Consider the following 17,595-nt stretch of genomic DNA (forward strand, 5'->3'; position numbering starts at 1 on the left):
TTGTGAAGGGTCCCGATATTCTGGCGAGAACAGACCGTGGACTTGTTGCATGCTTCGTTTCCACACAGTTATCCAGACAAATCCAAACCCCTTCCGGCCAAAGCCACGTCCTCCTTTCACGATTTGCGCTACCAGCTACGACCCGATTCTGGTTGGTCGTAGTGGACGCTCCGGATCTAAACCTGGATGGAACCATACAGCTGTTCGATGAAATAGTTTTCACTTCGTCTGATGTTCTTAGCAGTTTTGACCGTGAGCGTTTGAACTACGGGGCGTCCAAGATTATCGACAAACTTCGCACTTTCCAGTCCTCGAGATTCGCTGAGGCCTGGACAGGAAGGGCACGCCGAAGCAGCACCATTCAGGATCCCAGAGGCTCCAGGAACGTAACGTCTTCACAACATAAAGTGAAGGTCAGAGGGACTCATTGGATGGACATTCACAATGGCAGCATCGTCGCTCGTCTCGATACGGACAGCGGACGTTCCTCTGTAATGCGCAGTGTCAAAACTCTCGTCTCTTCCACCGTTGCCCTTGATTTTGGTATCAACCAAGGCTTGGACGGACTTCAGCACACAGCATCATTGCTAAAGCATGACGATGCACGCCTTGCATTTCATGATCTAAAAATGCCTGGCCCCCCTCCCCACGCGGCCAATAAAACTAACGACATTCTTAAGCCATACCGCGCTGCGGCATTCGCTGGTGCACGAGTCATCTATCCAGAGGCAGACTAAAATGTCAACGAAAAAACGAGTGGACACCCTCCGCATACTAGTGAGCGGTCACAGTCAGCTAAAGCAATCTAACAAGTTAAGTGCAATTACAGGAGAACTCGACAGGATTGTTCAAGTCTCAAAATTGCCGAAGCACCATGGATGGCTTCTAATGGTCCTTCACACCACGCGAGCCCTCGACACCTCACTTCGGGAAGTGATCATACTCCGCGGGTGGTTGAATGGTCAGTACAGCCTAGGTGACTATTTCAAAGAACTCGCTAAAAGACAGCTGATGGAACCTAGCGAGAAACAGGCATGGATGAGGTCAATTACAGACAAACGTAACAAATACATGCACGCCGCCGGAGAAATGCCTAGTCAACTCGAATCGGACAGAATTCTTAGTGAAATGCATGCTTGCCTGACGGTGGTTTTGTCACGCTCCTAGTCGATTTATACGAAGAGCCATAGAGTACCCGAGTGGTCTCGATGAACCGTCCCGGAAATCATGCCGCCGTTCTGTGGGCGGCCATGTCGGGTAACGAGCCGGAAATTTCATCACAGTAGATACGCTCGAATTCCTCCGGGATGCTTCATTGCGAACAATTTGTGTGTTGTTTGTAGGGGAATAGCGTTGAGAATGCTTGCCGCGACGGCTTTGAGTCATAGTGCTGCGATCCCAGAGCGAAGACCGGCTGGCTCCTTCGTCTGACGGTCGCTGCCCATCGGCAATAGCGCGAGGGGGCTTGGAGTAGAGGTATCGGTCGCCGAGTGCGTCTATACGAGGTCGCCGCCGAACCAGCCCTGGGGGCAATCGAAATTGTAGCCGACGCCTGCCACCGCCCCATCTGACGCAGCCTGTTCACAATTGAGGGCGGGGCGGCACGCCTAGTTATGTTCGTTGGACGAGCATAAACAACCGCACTAATGTAATCACCTTCGACAGAAAGAGGAAGCCATGGCGCTCAAGGGCCATGGCTTCGAAATGGTGGAAATAAGCCGCTTCGGGCCGCAGCCCTTGGATTCGGCCCATTTGAACCCCGATGACAAACTAACCGTCCTCTACGGACTGAATGGAAGCGGCACGGGCGGGGCTCGGGCAACAATCGCACGAACCGGCCGCTGACGCCATATACTTTTGTTCCGTCGGGCGTGCCAGCAATCGCGCGCAACGGTGCGTTCCGGATGAGCGTAGCAACGAGCGGAAGTAAAGGGGCGGATACAACGCGATGAGTCTCGGTCCTACCCACCACGGCTACTTTTACCAGGACCTAATCACCGCAGTCGCCCTAGTCGACCTCGTCCTAGGCGTCGCGGAGACCATCACCGTCGACACTAAGGGATTCGATGCAGATCGATTTGACGACATCAACATCACATACGCGGATAATACCCGGTGCCGCCTGCAAATCAAGCACACAACTACAGACCGTCAGCTCTCGAAAGAGACGTTCACTCAAGACGGCAGAAACCTTAAGCTCAATAAGATCCTCGACTCCCTCCTAGAGGACCTAGCGACGTCCCCAGCCACCACATACCGAATCGTCGTCCGAGATCAAGAACCCGACGACTCTCTCGCAGTCGTCTTGTTGCCCTTTGACCCGTCCGACCGGCCTGCCGACCCGCTCCCGGGCATCACAACGGCGAAGTACCGGTTCGATCCCGCCGCGTTGCGCGCCAGCAAGCCCTGGGCCGAACTGGTCAAGCATCTCAGCGACAACGACCTCCGTCGCGCTTGCAGCCGTCTCATCGTCGATACGGGTGCGCCGTCCTCAACCATTAGCTTCGCTGACCCGGGCGCTGCCGAACGCGCCCTCCTCCGGCGCGTCATCGAAGATCTTGGGGCAGGACGCATGCCCAATGCTGACATCACTCCCGAATTCGCGGCACACGCACTCGTTCAAGCAGCAACATCTGCGCGAGTAGTCGAGACCGGTGTCGTCCGACGAGACCTCATCGAGCCGCGACTGGGGCTGCGCGTCGACTTCGGAGCCGTCACCGCAGGACACCCCATCGAGCCTGAAGTCGCCGTTGCTCGCGTCGGAGCAACGACACAAGTCAGCAAACACATCGACAGCACAGTGACCGGTGGAGGACGAGTAGTCGTTGTAGGCGAGCCAGGCGTTGGGAAATCGTGGCTGTGCGAAGAGCTTACAAATCGCTACCGAGACAACGCCTGGACAGTCGCACGCCACCACTGCTGGCTCGGCTCAAGCGACGACCACCTACAGGATCGAGTCTTGACCGAAGTCGTCATAGGTAGTCTCCTCGACCAGCTTGGACAAGCGGTCCCCGAAACAACCAAAAACCTGCGCCCCAAGTTCGCGACGAGCACGGAGGCACTCGAATCGGCACTCGAGAACTGCCGCGAAATCCACCCTGACAAACCAGTCCTCCTCGTCGTCGACGGTCTCGACCACGTCGACCGAGTCGTCGGACGCAGCACCAACCAGCAGAAAGACCCATCACGTCGTCTGGTCGAGGAGCTTGCCGCCCTCAACCTCCCCGCTGGCGTCTGTCTACTCGTCGCAAGCCAGCCCGGAACCCACCTCGAGCCAGCTGTCCCCGCATCCGGGCCAGTCCAGATGCTGCCGATGTCTCGGGAGGAGATCCAGGCGCTCACCGCCAAGCATGGCCTGCTTGAATCGCCCGACGGCAGCGGCCCCGTCGATTCGTCTGACGAGGACACCATCGTCACATTGGTCCACGAGCGTTCGAACGGAAACGCGCTCTACGCGACCTACCTGTGCAGGCTCGCACTTGGCGCATCACCTCTTGACGATACCCCGGCACCGCTCACAGTCAACGAACTCATCCATCGTATGGAACTGGTCGCCGACACGGCTACAACGGTCGAGGAGTACTACGACTACCTGCGCGACGCGATGACCCTTGATCAACGATTCGCCACCGATACGCTCGCGCTGTGCGACTTCTCGCTCACCCCTGACGAACTGGCGGAGCTTCTCGGCTCACCCATCAAAGCCATCGTTATTCCCGCCCTCCAGACGCTTGCCCCAGTCCTCAACACCCAGAAGGGGCTCGGCGGGCTGCGCCTCCACCATGAGAGCTTCTCGCGGCATATCCTCCGCAACATCGACCACGAGACCGCGACCTCCATCCGACAGAGCATCGCGAGGTGGCTCGAAGGTCGCGGCTTCCTTATCGACTCCCGAGCCTTCCGTCATCTCCCCGACCTTCTCGCGAACCTCGGCGAGTACGACCAGCTCAAGGCGATGGTAGGTCCACACTTCGTGGCAGACGGAATCCGGCAGTTCCACTCCCCAGAAGCGCTTCAACGGGCCCTCTGCGTTATCTCACGCCAAGCCGAATCGCGCCTCGACTGGCCGACCCTAGTCACTTGCATCGAAGTCCGCAAAGCCATCGACACGTACGAGAATGACGCCCTCGCCGACACGATAACCGACTATGCCGACGTAATCGTGAACATCCTCGGTGCCGAGATCGTTGCGGAACGCCTTGTTTACAACGGGCGTGCCACGTTCCCTCCGAGATGGGGCCTCCGCATCAGCGACGCTGTCGACCGAGCCGGCGCTGCTGCACCCTGGAAGGCGTACATCGAAGGTTGGGAGACACAGCGCAAGAGCGAAAGGAGCAGCTACTCCTCCGACCGCGACGGAACCCTCCAACTGGCCGCCCAACGCGGAGCGCTTCGACTCCGCACCCAGCGTCAAGACGTCGACCCTTCCCTCATTCCCAAAGTCGCCGAGTACCTAGAGGGCGAGCACGACGCGTCCTTGTCCGATCTCGTAGAAACGTTTACGGCAGGACTGCCCTCGGACTACATGCCCCAAGTCGCTGCCGCCATGACCGACCCGGCCAACGCCGCCGAGACTTACTTGACCCTCGCCGACCTCGCCGCAAATGGTACCATCGGGCTCCCCGGCCCCCATGACCTAGCGTGCCAAGCATGGGAATTGGATCCGACGCTCGACACCATCGGGTACCTCTTCCACGGTGTCGCACCACAGGATGTACTTGCGGGACTTTGTATTGCGGATCTCGAAGCAGAGCTGAATACCGCCACGGACACCATTCTTGAAGCGAGGACCGCCGACGAACCGTTAGTCAGCAGGTGGCATGCTCTCCTCACACTCGCGCAGGCCATCGACCCAGTCCTTGTGCTCAAGGCCGGCGCAAAATTGTCCGGCGTCGGGTTCTACCGGGCATGGCTCCGCTACACAGTCACGACTATGGGAATCGCAGAGGATGTCCGCGCCGGCACCTCAACGCCCGAAGCCGCATCAACCGTGGTTGTCGTCGCACTTGCTGACCTCGTCGCCGAGGCCAAGCCTTTCACCGGCAAGCCGCGAGCATGCGACCTGCACTTCATTCATCCCCTGATCCACCAGGTGATCGAGAACTCCCTCACGGTCGTGAGAGAAACAGATCTTGATACCGTCCTCGACCACCTCATTGCCATAGCCGATGGCACAACAACGACCACCAATCTCGGTCTCGGCGAGAACGGTCCGCTGACCACCAATGATCTACTCTCAATCCTCGGACGAGTCTCCCACCACATCGGTATCCGTGCCGTCCATGCCCTCCTCGCCGTCGTCCGTGAACGTCGCAACGACGACCACACCGGATACAGCCAGCAAGCTGCATTCGAACTTGAGATCGCCCGCATCTGCATCGCAGCAGGAGCAACCGACGAAGCACGCGAGTGCTGGAACCGGGCTACCGATTTGCTCTCAAGCTACGGCGGCCATAAAGACCCCACGCTCTCCGAGATCGTCGCAAGCATCGAAGACATCGAAGACCCGACGGATGCACGAGCCCGACTGGCCAAACTCGTCGACCTGGTCTACCTCGTACGGCAGCACACCGACGGCCGTGATACATCGCACTACGTAACTCAATGGTGGGAGATCGCCGCATCTGTTGACCCAGTTGCTGCAGCCCGCGACGCCGCTGACCTCTATCTCGACACCATCGGATTCGAAGACGCCCGAGCAGAAGCAGCGCAGACACGCCTGCTGCAGAACCACCGCGCGACAGCAGACCCGGCCGTCCTCGCCGCACTGCGGCTCACCACAAGCGTCACCTGGCGATCGCCAACGGTCGATTTGGAAATCCTCAGCCGCCTGGCACCTGAGCGAGGGACTAGCCAACCCGGCGACACGATGCTCAGCGTCCTGGTTAACAACATCGCTGCGTCGTACGACAACCAGCCGATGCAGTACTCGCGCAACCAGTCCGAAGACACCGTAGACCAGGCGCTCGTCCAAGCTGTCATGGATCTAGGTGGCCCCGAGTTTGACCCTCGAGCAGCGAAGCCAGACCGGGAAGACCAAGGCTCGTTCCTCCATGCGGAGCAGGCGCCGGACCCACACGCACTCCTCAAGCGCCTCACTGCAGCTCAACGTCCCGAGGCGCCCGAAGGACGCGCAGGCGCGATCAGCATCGCCCACGCAATCGACAAGGAGCGCTACCAAGACGAGCCCGCCACATGGGACATCGACGCAGCCACCAATGCAATTGGCTTCCGCATTCTCGAAACGACACTGGCCGATGGGGCCCACGCCGGAATTACCCTCATCGACGACATCGCCCGCGAGATTTCCACGTTCTCCCGAAACGACATATTCGCCGACCTTGGACAGGGTCTTGCCGCCTACGCTTATGGCGACACGGCGGTCGTCGAGGTAGCCAGCTACTGCCTCGTCACCGCATACCAGCGCATCCGAGGCGGCGGAGGCTGGCGACAGTTCGCCGGCCGGGAACGCCGAGCACTATGGGAGCAGGCCCATAAGCTTGCCCCCGACACCGCCGAACGCGCCCTCGCCGCAGCGGTCACCAACCGTGTCGCCGCCGCATCCTACGGCTCATACGGAAGCAGCCAAGGCATCATCACAGCATTCGCCGTGCAGCCCACGACCAGCCCCGGAGGCACCGCCTCCGACTGCTGGGACGCGGCCTTCGACATCATCAGTCACCGTCTCCCCGGGAGTGCCGAAACAGGCACGCACGTCTACCACCCCACACCAGTGCCCGACTCGACCGACGACCTCAACGTTGCTATCGCAACACTGGCGCTAGCAACCATCTGCCATGCCGCGCGAGAACCGATCCGACTCGCCCTGGTCGCTACCCAATTCCTCCTCGCCGTCCGTCCGAAGGTCGCCCAAAGCGCGCTCTCATACATACTCCGCAAAAACCTGGACGCAGGTCGCAGCACGTGGCTACTCGAAACTGTGCGCGTGAATGTATCGAAGGGGGATCTCGGAGACGACCTCGCCGCGGAACTCACCCAACTCGCGGCGAGCGACAACTTGTCCGTCCGAGCACTAGCAGGCCAAATTCTCGACACCCACGGATGCCCCGTGCCGGAACCGCCAGCCACAATGCCGGCATTGTCCGTCAGCACCGCTTTCCAAACCCTCGTCCGCGAGTACGAAGAAGAAGCAGAATGACCCGGAACAAACCCCGAGGGCAGGTCGAGGGGCTTGTCCGCCTATTCCTGAACGATCGCCTCGCGGACGCCAACGAACCCCCCGGCGTGCGCGAAGCCGTGATCCAAAATCTGGTCGACCGAGTCGAAAGCATCAAACAGCGCTCCAGCGAACAGATCGGCCAGCTCCGCTCGCCATCGTCGCGAAGTATCCCCGAAGCCTACTTCAACGATGAAGAAGAAATGGAGAACGCCATCCAATGGGCAGCAGCTGGAATTAGAGCAGCAAGTGCCCGTGCAGGCTTCCTGACAGCCGATGCCCGGAGGTTTGAGGCCGGGTACGCTTTCTCGCTTGCCCCTTCGGCCAGATGGGCACTCCTCGAAGAATCGTCGCGCGTTCCGCGTCCGGCAACCCGCCACCATCTTCTGACGCGTTCCCTGACTCCCATTCCGTGGCAGGACAACGAGGACGAATGGCCGCCGCCAACCGCGGTCGAACTCGAGCGGACACGCAGCCTCACAGGACAAGATGCAGGGCCTATCCGTGTCGCAGAGAAGCCATACAATGACTGGGTTCAAATCGGCATGTTCGAACGGCAGGCCACTTTGGCCAGCACTTACCCCAAACAGCCACGCCGACAACTACTTATCACAACTGGCCTTGAGGTAAGCGACGCGCCAATTTCGATCGATTCGATGCCCCTCGCAACCTATCCGCCAAACATCTGGCTGGCCCCGTACGACCAGCTACTCCCGAGTGTTGACCGAGCTTCAGCCGCAGAAATCTTTGAGGATCTTCAAGGGCCGTTGACCGCGATCGCCGACTACCAAGGCCAGCAGGGCGCACCCCACTCCAACCGGGGCGTCGGACTTCACCCGTTCACTCTCGTGCCCCGCCTCGAACTCGTGGCATTTCTCGACCTGCGTCCAGAGTCTCCGACAGTTCGCCACTGCCTCGTTGACGGCGAAGGACCAGCTCTGGTGGGACGCAACTGGCGCGGATTCCTCATCCACGACGGCAGCTACACCCCTCTTACGCCGGCGGTCCACGGCGGGGACCTTATAATTCGCCCAGACCTGTACGAACGCCTCGAAGCCGCCCTCGACAGGAACCACATCCAGTTCGGCATCACAGTACGGCACTTCGAAGGTGAAGACAACGACATGGAAGACGACTGAGGGGACTGCACGGGGCTCTCAAGTGCGAACAGGAAACGGGGCTGCCCCGGGTTTTATTGACTCCTGACTCGAGAGGATTCATTCCTCGCAGGAAGGATGTTCCCGGGCCCAGGCACCATCCCGTCGAGGTCCGCCGCGATGTCGTCGTGGTGGCCCGGAAGCGCGAAGCCCCGCTGGCGCCGCTGGCGCCGCTTGCCAAGGGCTTCGGCATCTCGGAAGCAACCCTGCACAACTGGCTGAAGAAGGCCGAGGTTGAGGACAGCGTCAGCTTTGAGTCACCGAGCAAGGAAGCGGCCGCTGTGCCTCGTAGTGTGTGCCACGCGGACCATCGCGTGCCTGATCACGCTCGGACCTACGCCATGAGATTGCGCGCTCTATGTCGAATCAAGTAAAGCGGAGAATTCATTCTGGGGGTTATTCTATGGCCTGGCGGGATGGCGGCGAGTTCCGTCCAGGCCTCATGCTGAGTCGCCAGGTCCAAGTATGAGTGCCCATTGTTATATCCCTTTCAGGCGCTCGTAGAGATAGTGTTCGGCCGCGAGAAGCTCGCTTTCAATTCGCTCGGCCAGATGACCATCGTCGATGACCACGCCGAGTTCGATGTTGCCGTTCTCAGCGCTCCAGCTGAAGTTTGCGCTTGTGATCACGACGAAACGGTGGTCTACGGACACAAACTTCGCGTGGTTACGGACTGGTTTTCCATCGAAGCGTTTCGTTTGGAGCACTGTACCGGGCGCCAGCCACCCTGCCACGTCAGCGGGGCTTTGAACCGTCCCGGAATTCATGCCGCCGTCTTGTGGGCGGCAGCGTCGGGTAACGAGCCGGAGATTTCATCATAGGAGCTTCGCTTGTATTCCTCCGGTGCCTGGTGGCCGAGGGAGGAATGCAGGCGTTCATTGTTGTACCAGTGGACCCAGTCGAAAACGACCCCAACGACGTCGAATTCGGTCTTCAGCGCACCGGCGCGGAAGGGTGAACCCTTGGCGACGGCCTCGTTCTTGAACAGACCGATCACCGTTTCGGCGGCCGCATTGTCGTACGCATCCCCGACGCTGCCAATCGAGGGAACCAGACCCTCGATGTCCGGGGTGTGGGTATAGCGGATCGAGGTGTATTGGCTTCCCGCATCGCTGTGATGCAGCAGCCCCTTGTCAACCGGCCTGTTGGCGTGTTTCCGGCGCCACAGCGCCATTTTTAGGCATTTTTCCACGAAGGCGGTGTCCTTCACCGTGGAGGTTTCCCATCCGACGATGGCCCGCGAATACAGGTCAATAACCAGGGCGACGTAAACGACCCCGGAATTCACCGGCACGTAAGTAAATTCCGTGACCCAGACGCGGTTCGGGGCACTGGCGCTGAAGTTCCGGTTCAGCAGGTCCCCGGTGCGCTTGCCGTCCTTTCCCGGGATTGTGGTGCGCGTCTTGCGTCCCCGGACCAGGCCGTTCATGCCCTCGTCCCGCATGAGCCGGTCCACGGTGTGTTTGGAAACCTCGGGGAAGCCGTGGCGGCGCAGGCACGCGGTCATCTTCCGGCGGCCGTAGAGGATTTCGGGCCTCGGTCGTCTCTTGGCGTCTCGGTAGCTGAGGCCGCGTAACGTGTCAATGGCCTTCGCGTCCTCGATGGCGCGCAGGGCCGGCGGTCTGGTCTTCCAGGCCCGGTAGGTTCGTGCGGCGACCTGCACGCCCTGCTCACGCAGGACGGCGCAGATCGACTCGACCGCAAAACCTTCGGCCCGCTGCTCGTCAATGAAGCGGCAGATCAACGGCGGCGAGGGTCGAGTTCCCTCGCGAAGAAAATCGAGGCCGCCTTCAGGATCTCGTTGGCTTCCTTCAGGTCCCGGTTTTCGGCGCGCAGCCGCTTGAGCTCGTCCTGTTCATCGGTCGTTGGACCGTCCTTCTGGCCGGCGTCCACCTGGGACTGGTCCACCCAGCGACGCAACGACTCGGGGCCGACATCCAGCTTCGGGGCCAACGCCTTGCAGGCTGCATACACGGAGGGGTATTCGGAAAGTCTGTCCACCACCATGGCAACGGCGCGATCACGAACTTCGGCAGGATACTTCTTTGGCATGGTTGCCATCTTTCTCTCGAAAGACAGGGGCATCAAATCAGGGACGGTTCACAATGCCAGCGTCATATTGGCTGGATCCGAACAAAACTCAAATTCCTACGCGATCCATTGGGAACACGGGATCTTCAATATCTGGCCAGATAAATTTAGAGCCCAGCTCCATTCTCGGAGCTGGGCTCTATGCATGTCTCACGATTCTCGACGAACCGAATACTGGTGTGGCCAACTATCCTGGAAAAATGGCCAGGTTTTTGAAAAATGGCCACCTAACTTGGAATTTTGGCAAACTAGCATGAAAACTCACACCAACTTCCGGTTTGGAAATTGGCACCCTTGGGCAAACAGCTGAGGCAGGACCTAGAAGTCCCAGTCCTCGTCTTCGGTGTTCACGGCCTTGCCGATCACGTAGGAAGAACCGGAGCCGGAGAAGAAGTCGTGGTTCTCGTCGGCGTTCGGGCTCAGGGCCGAAAGGATCGCCGGGTTAACATCGGTGACCGATGCCGGGAACATGGCCTCGTAGCCCAGGTTCATCAGCGCCTTGTTGGCATTGTAGTGCAGGAACTTCTTGACGTCCTCGGCCAGGCCGACTCCGTCGTAGAGGTCGTGCGTGTACTGGACCTCGTTCTCGTACAGCTCGAACATGAGCTCGAAGGTGTAGTCCTTCAGCTCCTGCTTGCGCTCTTCCGAGAGGCCTTCGAGGCCCTTCTGGAACTTGTAGCCGATGTAGTAGCCGTGGACGGCTTCGTCGCGGATGATCAGGCGGATCAGGTCTGCGGTGTTTGTGAGCTTGGCGCGGGAAGACCAGTACATCGGCAGGTAGAAGCCGGAGTAGAACAGGAAGGACTCGAGCAGGGTCGAGGCGATCTTGCGCTTCAGCGGATCTTCGCCGTAGTAGTAGCTCTCGATGATCTGCGCCTTCTTCTGCAGATTCTCGTTCTCGGTGGACCAGCGGAATGCGTCGTCGATTTCCTTGGACGAGCACAGCGTCGAGAAGATCGAGGAGTAGCTCTTGGCGTGCACCGATTCCATGAAGGCAATGTTGGTGTACACGGCCTCTTCGTGCGGGGTCAGCGCATCGGGGATCAGGGAGACGGCGCCGACGGTGCCCTGCAGGGTGTCAAGCAGGGTCAGGCCGGTGAAGACGCGCATGGTGAGCAGCTTCTCGTCCTCGGTGAGCGTGTTCCACGACTGGATGTCGTTGGACAGCGGCACCTTTTCCGGCAGCCAGAAGTTGTTGACCAAGCGGTTCCAAACCTCGACGTCCTTGTCGTCCTGGATGCGGTTCCAGTTGATGGCTTCGACGTGGCCGGCAAGCTTTAGCTTCTCAGTCATTTCCGTCCCCTCTATTCTTGCTAAGTTTGTTGGTAAATACGGGTGCACGTACGACGGCGGGTGGAGACCCGCCGTCGTACGCATTCGGTTATTAGGTTATCGCTACCTGGCAACCGGAGGTGAATCGGTGGTGCGTGGGCACCGCGCGGTTACAGTGCGCAGGAAACGCAGCCCTCGACCTCGGTGCCCTCAAGTGCCATCTGGCGCAGGCGGATGTAGTACAGGGTCTTGATGCCCTTGCGCCATGCGTAGATCTGCGCCTTGTTGATGTCACGCGTGGTGGCGGTGTCCTTGAAGAACAGCGTCAGCGACAGGCCCTGGTCCACGTGCTGCGTGGCTGCGGCGTAGGTGTCGATGACCTTTTCGTAGCCGATTTCGTACGCATCCTGGTAGTACTCCAGGTTGTCGTTGGTCAGGTACGGTGCCGGGTAGTAGACGCGCCCGATCTTGCCTTCCTTGCGGATCTCGATCTTCGCAGCCACCGGGTGGATGGACGAGGTCGAGTTGTTGATGTAGGAGATCGAACCGGTCGGCGGCACGGCCTGGAGGTTCTGGTTGTAGATGCCGTGCTCCATGATGGAGGCCTTCAGCGCACGCCAGTCGTCCTGGGTCGGGATGTCAATGCCGGCGAAGAGTTCGCGCACGCGTTCCGTGGCGGGAACCCATTCCTGCTCGGTGTACTTGTCGAAGAACTCACCCGAGGCGTACTTCGAATCCTCGAAGCCCTCGAAGGTCTCGTTCTTCTCCATGGCGATCTTGTTCGAGGCACGGAGTGCGTGGAACACGACGGTGTAGAAGTAGATGTTGGTGAAGTCCAACCCCTCTTCCGAACCGTAGTGGACGCGCTCGCGGGCCAGGTAGCCGTGGAGGTTCATCTGGCCGAGGCCGATGGCGTGGGTCTTGGCGTTGCCCTGGGCGATCGATGGAACGGAGTTGATGAAGGACATGTCCGAGACGGCCGACAGTGCGCGGATCGCAGTCTCGATCGAGGCACCGAGATCCTTGCCGTCCATGGCCTTGGCGATGTTCATCGAACCGAGGTTGCAGGAAATGTCCTTGCCCACGGTCTTGTAGCCGAGGTCCTCGTTGTATTCCGACGGGGTGGAAACCTGGAGGATCTCGGAGCAGAGGTTGCTCATCGAGATCTTGCCCTTGATCGGGTTCTCGCGGTTTACGGTGTCCTCGAACATGATGTACGGGTAACCGGACTCGAACTGGATCTCGGCCAGGGTCTGGAAGAACTCGCGGGCGTTGATCTTGGTCTTCTTGATGCGGGCATCATCGACCATCTCGTAGTACTTCTCGGTGACCGAGATGTCCGAGAACGGCATGCCGTAGACCTTCTGGATGTCGTACGGCGAGAAGAGGTACATGTCCTCGTTCTTGCGCGCCAACTCGAAGGTAATGTCCGGGATGACGACGCCCAGCGAGAGGGTCTTGATGCGGATCTTCTCGTCGGCGTTCTCGCGCTTGGTGTCCAGGAAGCGGTAGATGTCCGGGTGGTGAGCGTTCAGGTACACGGCACCTGCACCCTGGCGGGCACCGAGCTGGTTGGCGTAGGAGAAGCTGTCTTCGAGGAGCTTCATCACGGGGATGACGCCCGAGGACTGGTTCTCGATCTGCTTGATCGGGGCTCCGTGCTCGCGCACGTTGGTCAGCGAAAGGGCAACGCCGCCGCCGCGCTTCGAGAGCTGCAGCGAGGAGTTGATGCCGCGGGAGATCGATTCCATGTTGTCTTCGATGCGCAGCAGGAAGCAGGAAACGAGTTCGCCACGCTGTGCCTTGCCGGCGTTAAGGAACGTCGGGGTGGCCGGCTGGAAGCGGCCTTCGATGATCTCGTTGACCAGGGAGACGGCAAGTTCCTCATCGCCACGGGCCAGGTGCATGGCAACCATGCACACGCGGTCCTCGTAGCGTTCCAGGTAGCGCTTGCCGTCAAAGGTCTTCAGCGTGTAGGACGTGTAGAACTTGAAGGCGCCCAGGAAGGTCTCGAAGCGGAACTTCTTGGCGTAGGCCCCGCGGTAGAGGTCGCGGATGAAGTTCATCGTGTACTGGTCGAGCGTTTCACGCTCGTAGTACTCGTGCTTGACCAAGTACTCGAGCTTCTCGTCGAGGTCGTGGAAGAACACGGTGTTGTTGTTCACGTGCTCCAAGAAGTACTGGCGGGCTGCAGCGCGGTCAGCCTCGAACTGGATGCGTCCGTCGGAACCGTAAAGGTTCAACATGGCATTCAGCTCGTGGTAGCCCAAGCCCTGAAAAGCTGCAGGCAATTCCTTAGAATCCTGCTTCACGTCAGACTCTGCGACGTTCGTGTCCAAAAGACTTCCAATCCTTCGCGAACTCGGGTCACGTCTTCCTGGGTGCCCATGAGTTCAAATTTGTACAGAAGCGGAACATTGCACTTGGCTGCAATCTTTATTGCGGCCAAGCAGTAGGTGGTTCCAAAGTTTGTGTTTCCGGCTCCCACCACGCCACGCAACAGGTTCCTGTTGCGTGCGTCGTTGAGGAACTTCACAACCTGAGGCGGGATTGACCGTTCGCCCTTTTCGCCACCGTAAGTGGGAATGAGGAGCACGAATGGTTCAGCGGCCACCAGTTGTGGATCCCGACCGTGCAAAGGAATGCGCGCAGACTCGATCCCCAGCTTCCCTGCAAACCGGTGCGTGTAGCCGGATGCGGAAGAAAAGTAGATCAGGTGGCTGCTGGTGAATACCTCCGCCGCAGTGGCGGATTCTTGCATCGGTGTTGCCAACGATGAAGTAGGCATCGTGATCGCCTCGAATTTGCTTGAATCGGTAAAGCTAGGGGGGCTTGTTAGGCCACGGAAGCGCTGAGGCCCTGGGCAAGCTCTTCGATCTTGTCCGGGCGGAATCCGGACCAGTGGTCGGCGTCAGTGATGACGACCGGTGCCTGCATGTAGCCGAGGGCGCGTACGCGCTCCAGCGCAGCGGGATCCTGCGAGATGTCAACGCTCTGGTAGACGATGCCCTTTTTGTCTAGAGCGCGGTAGGTTGCGTTGCACTGTACGCATGCTGGCTTCGTGTATACCGTGACGGTCATGTCCGTAAATCCCCTCGTGCAAAAAATCTATGTATGTGGTGTGGCCGGCTCCCCGCGACTCCCTCGGATGGGGGTCGGTCGCGGGGACGATATGACTCGGTGGCTTCAAAGCCTTCGAGAGGCGGAGTTTCATACATTTCCCCGCACATTTCGGGGATTTTGCACTAGGCCTCGCCAGCTATTTCAATACTACATCTAGTGGGGCCGGAGGGGTTATACCCCAAGATGATGTATTACACGTCTGTCATTCCGGTCACCTGCAGTCCACACGCGCTGTGGATAAGATGAGCCACTTTAACCCCGTGAATCCAGCAAAATCCACTCGGCGTCCACACCCTGTGGAGTACCAACACACAGTTAATTTTTTTGGCGTGTCGCCGACTTCGGCGTGTCGAAGCATCCGGACGGGAGCACAAAATGTGGCGTGCGTCAGTGAGTGCCAGCACAAACGATGGGAACGACCAAGCCGGCGGCCACCACACCCCCTGATTCGACAACGCGGGCGGCTGGATTCGGGCTAGTGAAGCAGTTGAAAGATGAACCGGTCATCCGGCGACCAAAAGTGCGTGTCGTCGCAACGGTATCCCCGCAGCCACTGAGTCCCCTCGACCACCCGAAGGTAGAAGCCCTTGGGGAACTCGTCGTCGTCGCGCAACCTCGGGGCAGCCACGGTGAAAGATCCGTCGGGCGCATGCCCCCTACTCATGACAGGGTCGCAGGAAGACACCTGTCCCGTCATGGCCAGACGCAGATAGGGGCCGGCGGTCGGCGGACAGAGTTCCATCCCGCATTCCCGTGCCGCGGAAAGCACGTGGGACAGGGAGCCGCCGACGGGCAGTCCAAGGTCACCCACCCGGCGCCCGACAACGGTGATGGGTTGCGGCATACCCGGATCGTCAAACACGGCATCGGCAAGAAGAACCAGGGCATGTGCGTTGAGTTGGATGCCCCGGGAACGGAATTCGGCATTCAGTTCACCTCGGGATAGCCCACCGACCGAGACTTCCAGGGAACCTTCCACGAGGCAATCTATTGGGCTGTCCACCCGGCCAGCCTACATCGGGGGCTACCCTCCGCAGCCGGGATTCGATCGAAGGCGTCCGTCGGTTCGGTTCTTCGGGTCACCGTCCGCGGGCCTTGCGGGAAACGCATTGCCGGCGCCATCGGCGGCCGGCAACGCGTCGCACTACTGTCCGGCGGGCAGGGCCCGTGCGCCGAAGATCCCCTGGCCGACGCGGACGACGGTGGAACCTTCCTCGATGGCCAACTCGAAATCGCCGCTCATCCCCATGGACAGCTCCTCGATTTCCATGCCCTCCGGCGCGGTCGTCCGGAGCATGTCGCGCAGTTCGCGGAGCCGGATGAAACATGCACGGACGGCTTGCTCGTCGTCGCTGAAGAGCGCAAGTGTCATCAGGCCCTTGACGTGCAAACGGTCGAACTGCGGCAGCTGGTTCACGAATCCCTGGACATCGGCGGGGTCGACACCGGACTTGTTGTCCTCGTTCGAGGTGTTGACCTGGATAAACACGTCCAGGTGGCGGTCCTCCTCCTCGAGCCGGCGTTGCAGCGCCTCGGCCTGCCGAACATTGTCCAGGGCCTGGAACTCGTCGGCGAACTTGGCCACGTACTTTGCCTTGTTGGTCTGCAGGTGTCCGATGACGGAGAACTTGAGTCCGGGGACATCGGCCAGGGCCTCGGCCTTGCGTGCCACTTCCTGCACCTTGTTCTCGCCCAGGAACGTGGCACCGGCCGCGATGGCCAGCCGCAGCCGCTCCTCCGGCACCGTCTTGCTGACGGGCAGAAGGCGGATGGATGCCGGATCGCGGCCGACCTTGCGGGCCGCGGCATCGATACGATGGCGGATCGATGAAAGGTTGTGCTCGAAGTCCTCGACGGTGTTTGCGAGGGCCGCTGCCGGTTCCGGGGTGTGCGCAGGCTGGGTCATGAGGTGGGAACTTTCGGGGTGAGGGGTGTCGGCTGCCAGGAGTCGGGGCGGGCCGGCGGCCCGCCCCGATGCATCCCTAGACCTTTTTGACGACGGAGGACTTCAGCTGCATGGGGCCGAACCCGTCGACCTTGCAGTCGATGTCGTGGCCATCGACGCCGTTGACCAGGCGGATGTTGCGTACCTTGGTACCGACCTTGATCGACTGCGACTGTCCCTTGACCTTGAGGTCCTTGACGATGGTTACGGAATCCCCGTCGGCAAGAACGTTGCCGACCGAGTCCTTGATGGCCTTCTCCTGTGGCAGCTCGGCTTCGTCCGCCTCGGCCGCCCACTCGTGGCCGCATTCCGGGCATACCAAGAGGGCGCCCATTTCATAGGCATAGGGGCTGGAACACTGGGGGCATGGGGGCAGAACTTCACTCATGCCTTCAATCCTAGGCGGCAAAGGCGTGTTTCGGGTCCTCCACCGGGCCGCTTGGCGGGCCATGCGCGGTCCGGCTGCGGGCTACTTGCGGTTGAAGAACACCACGAAGTAGCCGACCGCGGCAAACAGGAGGGACAGGAACCCCAGGGCAAAGGCGCAGGCTGCCGGAACCGTAAAGAGGTTGGCGCAGGAACTGAAGGACATCATGCTCCCGCCGCCGGTGATCATGAACAGCACGGCGGGAAGCCCGTAGAGCACCAACCCCAGGAGGGCAAAAATCGGGCACGCAACCAAGGCGGCGAAGCTCACTTTGCTAAGACGGCACGCCTGCACGGTGGCCGCCTCGTGGGCGGGGACCTCAAGAAGCGGTGCGCCTGCTCGCAATGTGGGCTCAGATTGGCTCATACCACGCAAGTCTAGAGGCGCTAACCCCATAAACCCA

General features: G+C 60.1%; 13 protein-coding genes. 3 read left to right on the forward strand and 10 right to left on the reverse strand.

The window, feature by feature from the left end; translation table 11 throughout:
- Nucleotides 1-431: 431 nt before the first annotated feature.
- The 3 genes from ACSYDW_RS00775 (at nt 432) to ACSYDW_RS00785 (ending at nt 8,316) form a co-directional block, all read left to right on the forward strand.
- Complete coding sequence (locus tag ACSYDW_RS00775) at nt 432-737, forward strand: hypothetical protein (RefSeq protein WP_438336798.1); 306 nt, start codon at nt 432-434, stop codon at nt 735-737.
- Between the two features lie 1,211 nt (nt 738-1,948).
- Nucleotides 1,949-7,159, forward strand: a complete 5,211-nt coding sequence (locus tag ACSYDW_RS00780) for an AAA family ATPase (RefSeq protein ID WP_438336799.1) — start codon at nt 1,949-1,951, stop codon at nt 7,157-7,159.
- Nucleotides 7,156-8,316 (forward strand): hypothetical protein, encoded by a 1,161-nt coding sequence (locus tag ACSYDW_RS00785; protein WP_438336800.1) that lies wholly within the window; start codon nt 7,156-7,158, stop codon nt 8,314-8,316. The genes ACSYDW_RS00780 and ACSYDW_RS00785 overlap by 4 nt, the downstream gene beginning before the upstream one ends.
- A gap of 497 nt (nt 8,317-8,813) precedes the next feature.
- Here ACSYDW_RS00785 and ACSYDW_RS00790 read toward each other — a convergent pair whose 3' ends face one another.
- From ACSYDW_RS00790 to ACSYDW_RS00835, 10 genes are all read right to left on the reverse strand, one after another.
- A complete protein-coding gene (locus ACSYDW_RS00790) occupies nt 8,814-9,101 on the reverse strand; it encodes a phospholipase D-like domain-containing protein (RefSeq protein ID WP_438336801.1) in 288 nt (95 codons plus the stop codon).
- Nucleotides 9,098-10,386, reverse strand: a protein-coding gene (locus ACSYDW_RS00795; RefSeq protein WP_438336802.1) for an IS3 family transposase whose coding sequence is annotated in 2 segments (ribosomal slippage) — nt 9,098-10,113 and nt 10,113-10,386 — 1,290 coding nt in all. Because the reading frame shifts where the segments join, the coding sequence is not laid out codon by codon here. Before ACSYDW_RS00795 ends, ACSYDW_RS00790 begins: the two co-directional genes overlap by 4 nt.
- A 357-nt stretch (nt 10,387-10,743) precedes the next feature.
- A complete protein-coding gene (nrdF, locus tag ACSYDW_RS00800; protein WP_438336803.1) occupies nt 10,744-11,718 on the reverse strand; it encodes a class 1b ribonucleoside-diphosphate reductase subunit beta in 975 nt (324 codons plus the stop codon).
- Between the two features lie 149 nt (nt 11,719-11,867).
- Nucleotides 11,868-13,988, reverse strand: a complete 2,121-nt coding sequence (nrdE, locus tag ACSYDW_RS00805; RefSeq protein ID WP_438337312.1) for a class 1b ribonucleoside-diphosphate reductase subunit alpha — start codon at nt 13,986-13,988, stop codon at nt 11,868-11,870.
- A 17-nt stretch (nt 13,989-14,005) separates the two neighbouring features.
- Nucleotides 14,006-14,485 carry a class Ib ribonucleoside-diphosphate reductase assembly flavoprotein NrdI gene (nrdI, locus tag ACSYDW_RS00810; RefSeq protein WP_438336804.1) on the reverse strand — a complete coding sequence of 160 codons (480 nt, stop codon included), beginning with the start codon at nt 14,483-14,485 and terminating at the stop codon, nt 14,006-14,008.
- A gap of 47 nt (nt 14,486-14,532) precedes the next feature.
- Nucleotides 14,533-14,778 (reverse strand): glutaredoxin-like protein NrdH, encoded by a 246-nt coding sequence (gene nrdH, locus ACSYDW_RS00815; RefSeq protein ID WP_209997258.1) that lies wholly within the window; start codon nt 14,776-14,778, stop codon nt 14,533-14,535.
- Nucleotides 14,779-15,295: 517 nt separating this feature from the next.
- The gene (locus tag ACSYDW_RS00820; RefSeq protein ID WP_438336805.1) at nt 15,296-15,799 is read right to left on the reverse strand and encodes a hypothetical protein; all 504 of its coding nucleotides are present in this window, start codon (nt 15,797-15,799) and stop codon (nt 15,296-15,298) included.
- 165 nt (nt 15,800-15,964) lie between these two features.
- Entirely contained in the window at nt 15,965-16,726 is a 762-nt protein-coding gene (locus tag ACSYDW_RS00825; protein WP_438336806.1) for a YggS family pyridoxal phosphate-dependent enzyme, read from the reverse strand.
- A gap of 76 nt (nt 16,727-16,802) precedes the next feature.
- The gene (locus tag ACSYDW_RS00830; RefSeq protein WP_438336807.1) at nt 16,803-17,153 is read right to left on the reverse strand and encodes a zinc ribbon domain-containing protein YjdM; all 351 of its coding nucleotides are present in this window, start codon (nt 17,151-17,153) and stop codon (nt 16,803-16,805) included.
- An 81-nt stretch (nt 17,154-17,234) separates the two neighbouring features.
- Nucleotides 17,235-17,558: a hypothetical protein gene (locus ACSYDW_RS00835; protein ID WP_438336808.1), complete on the reverse strand. Its 324-nt coding sequence runs from the start codon at nt 17,556-17,558 to the stop codon at nt 17,235-17,237.
- Nucleotides 17,559-17,595: the final 37 nt, after the last annotated feature.

The sequence above is a fragment of the Paeniglutamicibacter selenitireducens genome (genome assembly GCF_051550675.1).
GTDB lineage: Bacteria > Actinomycetota > Actinomycetes > Actinomycetales > Micrococcaceae > Paeniglutamicibacter.